The organism is Aeromonas sp. RU39B, assembly GCF_900156095.1.
Classification (GTDB): Bacteria; Pseudomonadota; Gammaproteobacteria; order Enterobacterales; family Aeromonadaceae; genus Aeromonas.
On record NZ_FTMJ01000004.1, the window covers coordinates 120,538 to 135,425 of the forward strand.

The 14,888-nt window shown below is 58.6% G+C and carries 13 protein-coding genes; 8 read left to right on the top strand and 5 right to left on the bottom strand.

Annotation, left to right across the window (positions count from 1 at the left end):
* The first annotated feature begins 137 nt into the window (after positions 1-137).
* Complete coding sequence (locus tag BW958_RS07980; RefSeq protein ID WP_076575208.1) at positions 138-1,430, top strand: NAD(P)/FAD-dependent oxidoreductase; 1,293 nt, start codon at positions 138-140, stop codon at positions 1,428-1,430.
* A 42-nt stretch (positions 1,431-1,472) separates the two neighbouring features.
* On the opposite strand, the gene BW958_RS07985 is transcribed toward BW958_RS07980, so the two are convergent.
* The gene (locus BW958_RS07985; protein ID WP_076575209.1) at positions 1,473-2,456 is read right to left on the bottom strand and encodes a DUF2860 family protein; all 984 of its coding nucleotides are present in this window, start codon (positions 2,454-2,456) and stop codon (positions 1,473-1,475) included.
* Between the two features lie 250 nt (positions 2,457-2,706).
* Between BW958_RS07985 and arcB the strand changes: the two genes are divergently transcribed.
* From arcB to BW958_RS08000, 3 genes are all read left to right on the top strand, one after another.
* On the top strand, positions 2,707-5,019 hold the full coding sequence (arcB, locus tag BW958_RS07990; RefSeq protein WP_076575210.1) for an aerobic respiration two-component sensor histidine kinase ArcB: 2,313 nt from the start codon (positions 2,707-2,709) through the stop codon (positions 5,017-5,019).
* A 12-nt stretch (positions 5,020-5,031) separates the two neighbouring features.
* Entirely contained in the window at positions 5,032-6,375 is a 1,344-nt protein-coding gene (gene dgt, locus BW958_RS07995; RefSeq protein ID WP_076575211.1) for a dGTPase, read from the top strand.
* Positions 6,376-6,654: 279 nt separating this feature from the next.
* Positions 6,655-6,861 carry a hypothetical protein gene (locus tag BW958_RS08000; RefSeq protein ID WP_076575212.1) on the top strand — a complete coding sequence of 69 codons (207 nt, stop codon included), beginning with the start codon at positions 6,655-6,657 and terminating at the stop codon, positions 6,859-6,861.
* Positions 6,862-6,933: 72 nt separating this feature from the next.
* Here BW958_RS08000 and rfaH read toward each other — a convergent pair whose 3' ends face one another.
* The 4 genes from rfaH to metN form a co-directional block, all read right to left on the bottom strand.
* On the bottom strand, positions 6,934-7,437 hold the full coding sequence (gene rfaH, locus BW958_RS08005; RefSeq protein WP_076575368.1) for a transcription/translation regulatory transformer protein RfaH: 504 nt from the start codon (positions 7,435-7,437) through the stop codon (positions 6,934-6,936).
* A gap of 180 nt (positions 7,438-7,617) precedes the next feature.
* Positions 7,618-8,418 carry a methionine ABC transporter substrate-binding lipoprotein MetQ gene (gene metQ / locus BW958_RS08010; protein ID WP_076575213.1) on the bottom strand — a complete coding sequence of 267 codons (801 nt, stop codon included), beginning with the start codon at positions 8,416-8,418 and terminating at the stop codon, positions 7,618-7,620.
* Positions 8,419-8,442: 24 nt separating this feature from the next.
* Positions 8,443-9,096, bottom strand: coding sequence for a methionine ABC transporter permease (locus BW958_RS08015; protein WP_076575214.1), 654 nt, complete (start codon positions 9,094-9,096; stop codon positions 8,443-8,445).
* Positions 9,077-10,120 carry a methionine ABC transporter ATP-binding protein MetN gene (gene metN / locus BW958_RS08020; protein WP_076575215.1) on the bottom strand — a complete coding sequence of 348 codons (1,044 nt, stop codon included), beginning with the start codon at positions 10,118-10,120 and terminating at the stop codon, positions 9,077-9,079. The genes BW958_RS08015 and metN overlap by 20 nt, the downstream gene beginning before the upstream one ends.
* A gap of 359 nt (positions 10,121-10,479) precedes the next feature.
* On the opposite strand from metN, the gene BW958_RS08025 reads away from it, so the two are divergent.
* From BW958_RS08025 to BW958_RS08040, 4 genes are read left to right on the top strand one after another with little or no spacing between them, the layout of a single operon-like run.
* Positions 10,480-11,505, top strand: a complete 1,026-nt coding sequence (locus BW958_RS08025) for an ABC transporter permease subunit (protein ID WP_076575216.1) — start codon at positions 10,480-10,482, stop codon at positions 11,503-11,505.
* A gap of 3 nt (positions 11,506-11,508) precedes the next feature.
* Positions 11,509-12,552 (top strand): ABC transporter permease, encoded by a 1,044-nt coding sequence (locus BW958_RS08030; protein ID WP_076575217.1) that lies wholly within the window; start codon positions 11,509-11,511, stop codon positions 12,550-12,552.
* Complete coding sequence (locus BW958_RS08035) at positions 12,545-13,579, top strand: ABC transporter ATP-binding protein (RefSeq protein ID WP_076575218.1); 1,035 nt, start codon at positions 12,545-12,547, stop codon at positions 13,577-13,579. The genes BW958_RS08030 and BW958_RS08035 overlap by 8 nt, the downstream gene beginning before the upstream one ends.
* Positions 13,572-14,558, top strand: coding sequence for an ABC transporter ATP-binding protein (locus BW958_RS08040; RefSeq protein WP_076575219.1), 987 nt, complete (start codon positions 13,572-13,574; stop codon positions 14,556-14,558). Before BW958_RS08035 ends, BW958_RS08040 begins: the two co-directional genes overlap by 8 nt.
* The last annotated feature ends 330 nt before the right edge of the window (positions 14,559-14,888 follow it).

Consider the following 14,888-nt stretch of genomic DNA (forward strand, 5'->3'; position numbering starts at 1 on the left):
GTATTTTGATTGCTTGCAAGGCGCCCCTCGGGGCGCCTTTTGTTTATCTGTAATAAACACACCAGGCTCGGGGATGGGCATAGCCGGGTTTTTCGTTTAATTTGGTAAACATCATTTCACTGGCAAGGATGCTGCTGATGACCACTGAAAATCTCGAACATACTCACTCCTATTACGCCGCGACCCGCAACGATCCTGCCACCTGGCCGGAGCTGGAAGGGGAGCTACGCGCCGATATCTGTGTGGTCGGGGGCGGTTTTACCGGCCTCAATACCGCCATCAACCTGGCCGATCTCGGCTATTCAGTGGTTCTGCTGGAAGGGCGACGCATCGGCTGGGGTGAATCGGGGCGCAACGGCGGCCAGCTGATCCGTGGCATCGGCCACGATCCTTATCAGTTTGTGCGCTGGATCGGTGAAGAGGGGGCGCGTGAGATCGATCGGATGGGAATTGAGGCGGTGCAACTGGTTAAAGATCGCATCGCCCGCTTTGCCATCGATTGCGATCTGGCGCCTGGTCACGCCGATCTGGCGCTCAAGCCCAGACATATGCGGGAATTTGAGCGTGATATGCAGAGTCTGACGGATTTGCAGTATCCGTTTGAGGTGCGACTGGTCGAGCAAGAGAAGATCCACGAGGTGGTGGGCTCTGATCGCTATATCGGGGCGCTGGTGGACATGGGCTCGGCCCATCTGCACCCGCTCAATCTGGCGCTTGGCGAAGCACGCGCCGCCGCTGCGCTGGGGGTGAAACTGTTCGAGCACTCCATGGTGACGCGCATCGAATACGGCAGCAAGGTGTCGGTGTCAACCCGCCGTGGTCGGGTGGTGGCCGATCAGCTGGTGCTGGCGTGTAATGTGGATCTGGCAGACCTTGAGCCCGACGTAGGGGCCAAGGTGCTACCGGCCGGCTCTTACATCCTGGCCACCGAAGTGCTACCCAAGCGTTTGCGAGACCGGTTGCTGCCGGGCAATCTCGGGGTGTGCGACGTCAATACCGTGCTCGATTACTACCGTCTCTCGGCCGATGGGCGTCTTTTGTTCGGCGGGGCGTGTAACTACTCGGGCAAAGACCCGCGGGATCTGCGCGCCTTTATGCTGCCCAAGATGCTACGCGCCTTTCCAGAGCTGCGCGAAGCGAACATCGAGTTCGCCTGGGGCGGCATGATCGGAATTGGCGCCAACCGTATGCCGCAGATTGGGCGGCTGCCCCTTCATGGCAATGTCTACTATGCCCAGGCCTATTCCGGTCATGGCCTGAACGCCACCCACATGGCGGCCAAACTGGTGGCCGAAGCGATTCGTGGCGAGAGCCTTGGCTTTGATATTTTCAGTCGGGTGCCGCACCTGCGCTTTCCCGGAGGCAAACATTTACGTTCCCCCCTGCTGGCGCTCGGGATGTTGTGGCATCGCTTTCGCGATCTGCTGTAAATAAAACGGGGCGCATGGTGCGCCCCGTGAGTTTCCGATGTATCAGAAGTTGTAAATCAGCCCGGTGCCGACACTGCTTACCTGAGTGTCATAGAAGGCGATGTCGGAGTTGGACTTGGCGTAAGAGGCACTGACAAATCCGCTGAGCGGCTTGATTCCCATCAGTTGATGCCAGAAGAAGGTGGCGTTGAGGCCATATTCATCGGCATCGGCTTGCTGGTTGTAGATGGGGTTGTCGGTGTCGTAGTTACGCTGGGCTGCAAACACGTTGCTGGTCAGCGACCACTGGGCACCCTGATAGGCGTAGCTTAACTGCAACTGGGTGCGATCATAACTCTCGGCGCTACCGTCCAGATCGGCCTTGCTGTAGATGATGGTCGGAGTCAGGGTGTGCTTGGGTTGCAGGCGGATATCGTAAGAGAGTTCGTAGCGATGCTGCGTGCCGCTGCGCTTAAGCATATCGCTCTGTGCTGTGACACTTGCACCACTCTCATCGTCTTTCACATCAATCTTACGATAGGTGTAGGACGCGTTCAGCCCGCTGCCCCAAACTTGATCCCAGCCCAGGCGGGCACCGTTGGACTTGATATCGGTCTCCGAGCGGCTTTTTTCAGCAAAAGGGTCTTTCCAGGTTTTAACCGGCATGCCCGAGAAGACATAGCCGGCAGAGAGAACGCCCTTGTCACCAATCTGCTGGCGGACACCGGCTTGCTGGGTGAAGTCAAAACGCACCGCATCTTGAATCAGGTTACCGAGGAATAACTGGGTGCGAGTGTCGCCAAAGGTGTAACGCAGGTCGGCGTTGATTAGCGGCACCAGACTGCTCTGGCTTTGGGGGCCGCTGTGCAGACCATCATGGTGATCGTCGCCACCGCGTCCCTTGTAGAAGTTGGATTGATAATTCTGGACACCGGCTCCCCCCATGACAAACCCGGAAAAACCGGACTCTGAGGGAATGGTCACCACATCGGCATGGGCTGCGGCAGTCCCGAACAATGCGACGGCTAACAGGCTGTAACGTAACATGAAGCTTCTCTCCTCAAGGTTGGGATGGGAACGGACGAAGGCGGCATAGTGTCCGATATGAATGCTGAACCGAAGCTGGTCACCGGCATAGTAATGCTGGCAAGTTGTATTGTGAAAGGCCTTTTTGCTTAATATTTAAGCACTTTGGCGTTACTGAACGCGGCATGGCGCACAGCAGGCTCGTCTGGCAGGTGAGTCCACTCCTGCCGGCTGGTATGCTGTTGAGCGATGCGGACAAGGAATCGGATGGATGAAACAGATCAAGTCGTGGGCCCAGTACTACGTTGACCTGATGACCAAACTCGGGCTGGTGCGCTTTAGCATGCTGCTCGCGGCGGGCATTATCGTGCTGGCTGTCTCGATCCAGATGGGGGTGACCCTGTTTCTGCGCGGGGCGGTCGATGTGGTGGATCTGGTTCGCTCCATCTTCTTCGGACTGCTGGTGACGCCCTGGGCGGTCTATTTTCTCTCCATCGTGGTCGATCAGCTGGAAGATTCACGCCAGCGTTTGAGCCGCATGGTGCGCAAACTGCAGGAGATGCGTGAGCGCGACCTTGAGCTCAATCGCCAGCTGCAGGAGAACATCACCCAGCTCAACGCACAGATTGAGCAGACCCAACGCCTCGAAGTAGCCCGTCAGCAGGCCATCGAAGATCTGGAAAACGAAGTGTTCCAGCGCGAAAAAGCGCAGTTGAATTTGGAAGAGCGCACCGCGCTGCTGCGCTCATTTATCGACTGCTCACCGGATCTGGTCTATTACCGCAACGAGCAGGAGCAGTTCTCCGGTTGCAACCGCGCCATGGAGGAGTTGACCGGTCGCGCCGAGTCCGAGCTTATCGGCCTGACACCGTTCGATGTCTACAAGGCCGATGTTGCCAGCAAGGTGGTCGAGACGGACCGCCAGGTGTTTGCCGATAACCAGTCTCTGACCTATGAGCAGTGGTTGGAGTACCCGGATGGGCGCAAGGCTTACTTTGAGCTGCGCAAAGTGCCGTTTTTTGATCGTTTCGGCAAGCGTCTCGGCTTGCTTGGGTTTGGCCGCGATATCACCGAGCGCAAGCAGTATCAGGACAAGCTAGAGAAGGCCAGCCGCGACAAGACCACCTTTATCTCGACCATCAGCCATGAGCTGCGCACTCCGCTCAATGGCATTGTTGGCTTGAGCCGTATTTTGCTCGACACGCCGCTCGATGAAACCCGCCATCAGCAACTGAAAACCATTCACTTAAGCGCCGTGACGCTCGGCAATATCTTCAACGACATCATCGATCTGGACAAACTCGATCGGCGCCGGCTGGATATCGTGCCGATGCGCCTTGAGCTGCCCGCCTTCCTCGATGAGCTAGAGACCCTGTCACGCATTCAGGCCGAGCAGAAGGGGCTCTATCTACACTTTGACCGCGATGGCGAGATGCCGCAGTTTGTGATGGCTGATGGCACCCGCCTGCGCCAGATCCTGTGGAATCTGGTGGGTAACGCGGTGAAATTTACCAAGGAGGGGGGAGTCACGGTACGCTGTCTGGTGCACCCGACCGATGATCCTCACCGCTTGGGGCTGCATTTTGAGGTGGAGGATACCGGCATCGGTATCGCTCCGGCTGAACAAGAGAAGATCTTCGCCATGTACTATCAGGTGCAGGACGAGCAGAAGCAGTCCATCGGCACCGGGATTGGCCTCGCTGTGTCCAGCCAGCTGGTGCAGGCGATGGGGGGGGCACTCTCGGTAGATAGCGACCCCGGTGAAGGCGCCTGCTTTACTCTGGAACTCGACGTTGAGCAGGCCGAGGCGCCGGAGCCTGTCAGCGAGCATGACGTGCCGCCACTGGACATACTGCTGGTCGAAGACGTCGAGCTCAATATCACGGTCGCCAGAGCGCTGCTGGAAAAGCTCGGTCACCACGTTCAGGTGGCGCGCGATGGCGCCCAGGCGCTGGCGTTGGCCACGCCGGATGATTTTGATTTGATTCTGCTCGATATCCAGCTGCCAGATATGACCGGCTTCGATATCGCCGAGCGTCTGCTGGCCCGTTACGGTGAGAGCATGCCGCCGATGGTGGCGCTCACTGCCAATCTGGTCACCGATCGTCAAACCTATCTGGCCCGCGGCATGGTGGATGTGATTCGCAAGCCGCTGCGCTCGGCGGCGGTGCACGCGATACTGGGGCACCTGTTTGGCGGCGTACTGGCCGATGATGACGAGTTGCCAGAAGAGGAGAGTGATGCCGGTATCCTCGATATTGGTTTCCTCGAGGATTATGCCGGGGCGGTGGGCAAATCGGTGCTTAGCTCCAGTGTCGATCTGTTTGAGAAGATGATGCCGGAATACATGGCGGTGCTCGACTCCAACATGACGGCGCGCGATCAGAAAGGTATCGCCGAAGAGGGGCACAAGATTAAGGGGGCGGCCGGCTCTATCGGGCTGCACCGTATCCAGCAGTTGGGTCAGCAGATCCAGACCACCGAGCTACCCGCCTGGTGGGAGAACGTGGAAGACTGGATTGAAACCATGCGGCGGGAGTATCCCGCAGATGTGGCTCGCCTGCGGGCGTGGCTGGCACGCTGACAGGAGAGAGGGATGTACCGCAAACTGATACCGGCCGAGCGTTGCCGCGCCGCCGTGACAGAAGGGTTAGTCGAAGCCACCGAGCGCGATCGGGCCCGCATTGTGCAAGCTTCTCCGGTACGCCGCCTGCAGCAAAAAACCCAGGTGTTTCCGCTCGATGTGAAAGCATCGGTGCGCAGCCGGCTGACGCATTCGCTGGAGGTGCAGGAGACCGGGCGCCAGATCACCCGTCGGGTGCTGGCCGCGTTACCCGAGCCCGGTGTGCCACCGATGACCCTGCTCAATCTGGTCGAGATGGCCTGTCTGCTGCACGATGTCGGCAACCCGCCGTTCGGCCATTTCGGTGAGCAGGTCATTGGCAACTGGCTCGAGACCCGTCATGACGCGCTCTATAGCGCGGCGCTCGGCGCATCCCCCGGTGCCGAGTGGCAGCCGTTTCGCCGCGATCTCTGCCACTTTGATGGCAATGCCCAGAGCCTGCGTCTGGTGCACTCCCTGCATGAACTCGATCTTACCCTTGGCCAACTGGCGGCCATGTGCAAATACCCGGGGCCGGGTTTGGCGGGGGAGGGCTGGCAGGCCAAGAGTGCGGTATACCTGAGCGAGCGGCCGCTGCAGGCCGACCTCTCGGCCCGACTTGGACTGACAGCAGGAGCTCGCCATCCGCTGGTCTATATCATGGAAGCGGCTGACGATATCTCTTACTGCATCGCCGATCTGGAAGATGCGGTCGACCGGCGCATTCTCTCCCTCTCGGATCTGTTGCTTGCACTGCGCGGCGCCGCTACTGAGCCTTATCTGGGAGAGATGATTGATGCGGCGCTTAAAGAGGATCCACGTCTGTTTGGCCCGCTGCGCGAGCAGCTGACCGACGATCTGGTGAGCTTGGCGGCAGAGACCTATCTGCGCGAGCACGACGCCATTTTGGCCGGCACCTATCCCCATCCGTTGCTACACGGGCAGAGTGCGCCGGCGCGGGCACTCGATATTTTACGCAATGTAGCCAGAGAGCAGGTGTTTCTGCGCCCGGAAGTGGAGGCGCTGGAGCTGGAGGGTTACGCCGCCCTGCGCGGAGTGCTGGAGACCTACAGCGAGCTGCTGACTCTGCCGGCGACCGCCTTTGCGGCGCTGCTGGAAGGGCGCAGCCAGGGCCGTTTTTTGTTGCGCCGCCTCAGCCACCGCCTCTCCGGGCGGCATATCAAGGCCTATCAGCGGGCGATTGCCGCGCCCGATAGCCGCTTTTTGCTGCCGGCGCAGCAGGAGTGGTATTACCGAACCCGGCTGCTGCTCGATTATGTGAGCGGTATGACCGATACCTATGTGCTGGAAGAGTATCGGCTGCTGTCAGGTATCTAATTCACCCTCCCCATATGGGGTGGGATGGTTGACGGGGCAAATAGCCCTTCTTTACACTCGCCGAACCTAATTATCCGAACGAGGAGACGATCATGCGTCACACCATGACCGCACATCACGCTCTAGCGCGCCGTAATCCCGGCACCTCAGATCGTGCATTTCGTCTCCCGCGAGGAGTGATTAGGCACTAATCCTGTCTTTAATCATCGCCCGCGGTCTCTCGCTGGGTGGTGTTTGTCTATCTCTCCGTGGGAGCCGCTGGGTTCAAACGGAGGTCATATGTCTTTCGAACTGGTTTTGCTGCGTGGCGTTGAGAGCCTGGTGCAGCGTCGTATTGCTTATCTGGAACGTCGTGAAGTGATGGTCAATCTGTCACCGGCATTGCTGCGCGATATCGGTCTGGAAGGGCACGAAGGTCTGGAGGTTCGTCACATCATCGAGCGTGAGTACCAAACAGGCTTCCGGCTTGGCAATCGAATACGTTAATCCCGTGGGGCGTTAGCCCCCACATCGCCGAGGTTGTGGCCTGTGCGCCACAACCTCAACCCCGCCCTGCGGTTATTCCTTGATAAGACGAAAATCCTGGTTGGCAAAGCTGCTCGACGTTTCACTGTGCAGCAGGGTCACCAGCAAAATAGCGCGCTGATCGCCATCGGGCTCTTGGTAGATGGCTTCCAGCCCTTTAAACGGACCCTCTGCAATCAGTACCCGGTCACCGGGATTGGGCAGTGATGCATAGTGTGCCCGCGCCTCGTCGCTGTCGTCGCGGCTCATCAGGCCATAGATCAGCTGGTTAGGAACCGGCGTCCAGACGGAACCGGTGTGGATGACCTTATAGATACCACGGGTCGATTTGATGCTGACGGGCGACACGCTCTCCAGATCGGCGTAGAAGAACAGGTAGTTGGGGAACATGGGCTCTTGCACCTTGACCCGTTTGCCCCGCTTGAGCTTTTCCACCTCTACCATGGGGTAGTAGGACTCTACGCCCTGTAGCTGGAGATGGGTTTGTGCCCGGGACTCTTCTTTTGCCTTGCAGTAGGCGAGATACCAGTGGTGCATGATGGTGAAACCGTTCTTGTGCTGCTTCACGACATGATAGCGGGCTCAGTTCAAAAGACCATGCTTTACGTTTTCCTAACAGTGCAACCGGTTACTCTCTGCGCAGCCCTTGAATGCTGACAAAAGAAAGGGCCACGCAAGCGTGGCCCAAACGGTAACGGATACGAACGTGGTGCGGGATTACCAGCCCTTGACCAGACCACCCTTGAACAGCTCCATACCCTTCTGATAGACCTCTTCGGACTCGTAGGATTGGACGAACTGCTTGACGCGCTCCTGATCCTTGTTGTCTTCACGGGCAACAACCAGGTTCACGTAGGGGGAGTCCTTGTCTTCGACGAACAGACCGTCACGGCCCGGCAGCAGGTCAACCTGAGCGGCGTAAACGGTGTTGATCACGGCCAGATCCACATCTTCCAGGGAGCGCGGCAGTTGCGCGGCTTCCAGCTCGACAATCTTCAGGTTCTTCGGATTGGCGGTGATGTCCAGCACGGTCGCGTTCAGGTTGCTGTTGTCTTTGAGGGTGATGAGGCCCTGTTTGGCCAGCAGGATCAGGGAACGGCCGAGGTTGGTCGGGTCGTTCGGTACGGCGATCTGGGCGCCTTCCTGCAGATCGTTCAGAGACTTGATCTTCTTGGAGTAACCGGCGATCGGGTAGACGAAGGTGTTACCCACGGCAACCAGCTTGAAGCCGCGATCCTTGATTTGAGAATCGAGGTAGGGCTTGTGCTGGAAGGCGTTCAGATCGATGCTGCCATCGTTCAGCGCCACGTTCGGGGTAGCGAAATCGGAGAAGGTCACCACTTCCACGGTCAGGCCATATTTTTCCTTGGCGACTTTGGCGGCGGTTTCAACCAGTTGGGCTTCGGCACCGGCGATGGCACCGACCTTCAGCGGCTTGTTCTCTTCTTTCTGGCCGCAACCGACCAGAACCAGACCGGCCAGCAGGGCAGCGGCCACAGACTTGATACCAAACTTCATACAACCTCCTGTAAGAATTCGAAATTAGCGGTGATCAACACGGTGAACCAGTCGCTCACCCACGCTCTGAATAAACTGGACCAGTACCACCAGAATCACCACGGTGGCCAGCATCACCAGGGGATCAAACCGTTGATAACCATAGCGGATACCCACATCGCCCAGACCGCCACCACCGATGGCACCCGCCATGGCAGAGTAGTTCACCAGCGCCACCAGAGTGATGGTGATGCTGTTGATGATGCCCGGCAGCGCTTCAGGCAGCAGGACTTTGGCGACGATCTGCAGCGGCTTGGCGCCCATGGCGCGAGCAGCCTCCACCAGACCATCCGGGATCTCCATCAGCGCCCCTTCCACCAGACGGGCAAAGAAGGGAATCGCGCCCACCGTCAGCGGCACAATGGCAGCCACGGTTCCGATACTGGTGCCCACAATCAGGCGGGTGAGCGGAATAATCGCCACCAGCAGAATGATAAAGGGCACCGAACGGCCAACGTTCACCAACATGCCCAGCACCTGGTTGAGCAGCGGATTTTCCAGGATCTGGCCACGCTTGGTGACATGCAGTGCCACACCCAGCGGCAGGCCGAGCAGGCAGCTGAACAGCGCCGAGGCCACTACCATCAGCAGGGTATCGCCAAGGGCAGTCACCAGCAGATTAATCATGGCTTCTGACATAGCCCAAAACCTCCAGCTGAATATGGTGTTCGTTGAAGAAAGCCAGGGTGGCATCGCACTGCTCGGCATTACCGAACAGCTCGGCCAGCAGGAACCCGAACTTCACGCCGCCGGCATACTCGATGTCGGCAGAGAGGATGCTGATATCGATACCGAAACGGCGGCTGGCCTCGGAAATGAGCGGGCTGTTGACCGTATTGCCGGTAAAGCCCAGCTTGACCAGCGGATAGCTCCCTTCGCTGCGCTCGGCGCTCATGCGGGCCTGATATTCGTCCGGCACCGGCAGATGAATGGTCGAGCGGATAAAATCACGCGCCAGCTCGGTCTTGGCGTGGCTGAAGAACCAGGCCACGTCACCGTGTTCGATCAACATGCCGTCACTGATGATGGCAACGTCGTCACAGATGCGTTTGACCACATCCATCTCGTGGGTGATCAGCAAAATGGTCAGCCCCAGCTTCTGGTTGATCTCTTTGAGCAATTCCAGAATCGAGTGGGTGGTTTGCGGATCGAGCGCCGAGGTGGCCTCGTCACACAGCAGTACTTTGGGCGACGGGGCCAGGGCACGGGCAATCGCCACGCGCTGTTTTTGGCCGCCGGAGAGCTCGGACGGATAGGCTTGGGCACGCGGCTCAAGACCGACCAGTGTCAGCAGCTCGTTCACCCGTTGATCGATGCGGGTCTGATCCCAACCGGCCAATTCGAGCGGAAACGCGATGTTGCCCGAGACAGTGCGCGAGGAGAGCAGGTTAAAGTGCTGGAAAATCATGCCAATCTGGCGGCGAGCCAGAGTCAGCTCGCTGCCGCTCATGCGAGTCAGATCCTGACCATCGACAATCACCTGACCGGTGGTCGGGCGCTCGAGCAGGTTCACGCAGCGGATCAGGGTGCTCTTACCGGCACCGGAGGCACCGATCACCCCGACAATCTTGCCTTGGGGCACGCTCAGGCTCACGTCACGCAGGGCGTGGACGGCATCCTCGCCACTGCCATAGACTTTGTTGAGACCGATTAATTCAATCATGAAATCATCCGTTCTGTCGGCGCTGCAGCATGGGGATCTGCAGGCTGGGAAGCTGGGCAGAGGAATGGCGGTCATTCCCTGCCTGAATAGTAGATGATGCTAAGATGTCCGGATGGCTATGTCAATGAATGTTTTGACGTCTGGACGTCTAAATGAGGGCGAAACATTACAACTATTCCTCATATGCATTTGCAGCATCTGCCACTAACGGTTATTGATAGCACTCTTTATTATCTTGGGTCGCTTTGCCTGCGAAATCATCACCTTGAACGGGTACCACCCGCCGGCGCACAGTGTCATCATAACAATACGCCGGGCACCGGATGTTCCTGTGCTGACCACAACCTGGACGGGTCAACATGCTCTCCTATTTCTTGCGCCGTGCGCTGCTGATTATTCCTACCTTTCTTGGTATCACCCTGCTGGTCTTTACTGTCACCCGCTTCGTGCCTGGTGGCCCGGTCGAGCGCATGTTGATGCAGGTTCAGGTGGCTCAGGGTGAGGGGCATCGCTCTAATGCCAGTAAGGGGGCGCAGGCGCTGTCGGATGAGCAGATTGAGGAGCTCAAGGCGTTTTATGGCCTCGATAAGCCGATGCTGGTGGCTTATTGGGAGTGGCTGAACAAGCTGCTTCGGCTCGATCTGGGTGAATCGACCCGCTACTACCAGCCGGTGTGGGATCTGGTGCGTGACCGCTTGCCGGTGACCGCCTTTTTCGGCGTGGCTACCTTTATCCTGAGCTATCTGGTTTCCATCCCGCTCGGGATTGCCAAGGCGCTGCGCCACAACAGCCGCTTTGATTCACTCACCTCCATGTTTATCTACACCGCCTACGCGCTACCGGCGTATGTGGTAGGCATCTTCCTTATTACGCTGTTTGCTTTTCATCTCGAGTGGCTGCCGATGGGGGGCTTTCCCGGCGATGACTTTGATTATCTCGACAGCAATTGGGACAAGGTGTTGATGGTGTTCAGTCACGCATTGCTGCCGCTGATTGCCTATGCCATCCGTGATTTTGCGGTGCTGACCATGACCATGAAAAACAGCCTGATGGAGAACCTGTCGGCCGATTATGTGCGTACCGCCGTGGCAAAAGGATTGCCGTTTCGCCAGGCGGTGGTGCGCCATGCCCTGCGCAACAGCTTGATCCCGATCGCCAGTCATATGGGTAGTGTGCTGACGGTGTTTTTCAGCGGCTCGTTTCTTATCGAGACCATTTTCAATATCGACGGCATCGGCCTGCTCGGTTATGAGGCGATTGTCGAGCGTGACTACCCGACCGTGATGGGCATTTTGGCCATCACCTCGCTGCTCATGCTGCTTGGCAACATCCTGTCAGATATCTGCGTGGCGCTGGTCGATCCGCGCGTGCGTTTCGGAGAATAGTCGATGGCGCTCACTCCCGTTGCTCGCAAAACCCTGCGCCGCTTTACCTCGATTCGGCGCGGTTACTACTCCTTTATTCTGTTCAGTGTGCTGGTGCTGCTCTCCTGCATGGCCGAGCTGTTGGTCAACAGCCGCGCTCTGGTGGTGCACTATCAGGGGCAGTGGTTTTTTCCGACCTATAGCGCCGTGATCCCCGGCAGCCGCTTCGGGCTCGATTACGCCTACGAGACCAACTATCGCGAGTTGGCCGACCGTTTTGCCAAGGCGAATCAGGGCGATTGGGTATTGCTGCCGCCGGTGCCCTGGAATCCTTATGAGCAGGATTTTCGTCAGAATGCTTACCCGCCTTATGCGCCGAGTTTGGCCGAACGTCATCTGCTCGGGACCGACACCGGTGGCCGTGATGTGCTGGCGCGTTTGGTATATGGCTTTCGCATCGCTATCGGGTTTGCCTTTGTCACCCTGCTCGCCAGCTATGCCATCGGAGTGACGCTCGGCTGCCTGATGGGGCTGCTTGGCGGGCGCTTCGATCTATTGCTGCAACGCTTTATCGAGATCTGGTCCCAGGTGCCGTTTCTCTACGTCATCATGATTCTGGTGTCGCTGACCAAGCCGAGCGTCGGCCTGTTTATCGTTATCAATGTGCTGTTTGGCTGGATGGGGATCACCTGGTATATGCGCACCCTCACCTATAAAGAGCGTGCGCGCGATTATGTGCTGGCGGCCCGGGCGCAGGGCGCGGGGACGGCGCGCATCCTGTTTCACCATATTTTGCCCAACACCTTGATGATGGTGGTGACGCTGGCACCGTTTGCGGTGGTGGGCAATATCTCGACCCTGACTGCGCTCGATTATCTTGGCTTTGGCCTGATGCCACCGACCCCGAGTTGGGGCGAACTGCTCTCGCAGGGGATCAACAATCTTGATGCTAGCTGGATTGTTAGCTCGGTGGTTGGGGCGGTGAGTGCGGTGCTGATCATGGTGTCGTTTATCGGTGAGGCGGTACGCGAAGCCTTCGATCCGCGCAGGTTTAGCCGTTATGAGTAATCAAGAGATGTGGGTAGATAGCAAGCCGGCTCCGCTGTTGGCGGTGCATGAACTCAGTGTTCGCTTTCAAAGCGATGAGGGGCTGCATACGGTGCTCGATGGCGTCTCGTTGACCATCGAGCCCGGTCAGACGGTGGGATTGGTCGGGGAGTCAGGCTGCGGCAAGAGCGTCACGGCGCTGGCCATCATGGGGCTGTTGCCACGGCCCATTGGTCAGGCGAGCGGTGGCTCGATTCATCTGCAAGGGGATGACCTGCTGGCGATGAGCCCGAGTGAGCGCTATCAGATGCGCGGTAATCGTATCGCCATGATCTTTCAGGAGCCGATGACGGCGCTTAATCCGGTGCAGACAATCGGTGCCCAGTTGTGCGAAGTCTATGCGCTGCATCGGCAGGATTACACCCGCCAGCAGCAACGCGAGGCGGCCATCGAGATGCTGCGCCAAGTCGGTATCCCCGAGCCCACGCAGCGGATGCAGAGCTACCCGCATCAATTGTCGGGCGGGATGCGGCAGCGGGTGATGATTGCCATGGCGCTGGCCTGCGAGCCGGATCTGCTGATTTGCGATGAGCCGACCACGGCGCTGGATGTAACGATTCAGGCGCAGATCCTGGATTTGATGCGCCAGTTACAGCGCCAGCGAGGGATGGCGCTGCTGTTTATTACCCACGATCTTGGGGTAGTGGCAGAAATGTGCGATCAGGTGGTGGTGATGTATGCCGGTCGGGTGGTCGAGCAGTGCGATGTGTTCTCCCTGTTTGAATCGCCGCGCCACCCCTATAGCCGCGGGCTGCTGCGCGCCATGCCGCGCCTGGATGACGAGCCCAAAACACTACTGCCCACCATCCCCGGTCAGGTGCCGGCGCTGGGTGACATGCCGCCAGGTTGCCGGTTTGCCAACCGCTGCGCCTATCAAAGTGAGTGCTGCCATCGCGCCAGCCCGGCGGATGAGCAGGTTGCCTCGGGTCATCGGGTCGCTTGCCATCACTGGCGTAATCTACTGGCAGAGGGCGCTGCGCATGAATGATGTGATTCTGCGTCTGGATGAGTTGCAGCAGCACTTCGTGATGGGGGGCGGTTTGCTGCGACTCCGCCATCGGGTACAAGCGGTCAATGGGGTCAGCTTGAGTGTGCGCCGTGGCGAAACGTTGGGGCTGGTGGGCGAGTCGGGTTGCGGCAAATCGACCTTGGGGCGAACTTTGCTGCGTTTACAGGAGCCGAGCGGCGGGCGTATCGAATTTGATGGGCGTGATATCACCCATCTGCCCGCTGGCGAGCTGCGCGCTCTGCGCCAGCAGATGCAGATGGTGTTTCAAGACCCGCTGGAATCGCTCAATGCTCGCCACACGGTCGGACAGATCCTCGAAGAGCCGTTCATTATCCATGGCCGGGGCAGTGCGCAAGAGCGGCGCGCCTGGGTTCAGGCTCTGCTGGAGCGGGTCGGGCTGCCGGCCAGCGCACTCAGTCGCTATCCCCATGAGTTTTCCGGCGGGCAGCGCCAGCGGATCGGAATTGCTCGTGCCATCGCCCTCAACCCCAGCTTGCTGGTGTGCGATGAGGCGGTCTCGGCGCTGGATGTTTCGGTGCAGTCGCAAATCCTCAATCTGCTCTTGGCGCTACAGCGGGAGATGCAGCTTAGCATGCTGTTCATCGCCCACGATCTGTCGGTGGTCAAGCATGTCTCGGATCGCATCGCGGTGATGTATCTGGGGCGCATTGTCGAGCTGGCGGATGCCCAAACGCTCTATCGGGATGCGCGCCACCCCTATACCCGGGCACTGATCTCGGCCATTCCGATCGCTGATCCACGCCGGCGCAGCGAGCGGATTGTGCTCGGCGGGGATGTGCCATCACCCATTAATCCTCCCGCCGGCTGCCACTTTCACCCGCGTTGCCCCTATGCCAGCGAACGCTGTCGCCATGAAGCGCCGCGACTGACCGATGGTGCTGCGCCGGATATGCCGGAGCACAGTGTGGCTTGCCACCACCCGCAGATAAGGGTCTGAACACCATAAAAACTGACCGCGCTGCGTAAACCGGAGCGCGGTCAGGGAAGGTAAAAGGGTTGGCAACACGCCGGCGGACTTAAGCGCCGTAGCGAAAGTAGTAGGCGCGGGTGGCAGGAGCGTAGTTCGTGGTGTCGCCCTGTTCCTTGCAGCGGCTTCCCTTGAGGTGAAACAGCACGGCCAGATGTTCGAACATAGTGGTTCTCCCGTTAATCACAATATGTGACGAATGTCACAATGCGATCCTAGGAAATCCCCTCATCGCTGACAACTGATGTGATGTGAATCACAAAAAATGTCATAGGAAAGGCTTTTCAGTGCGAGCCTCTT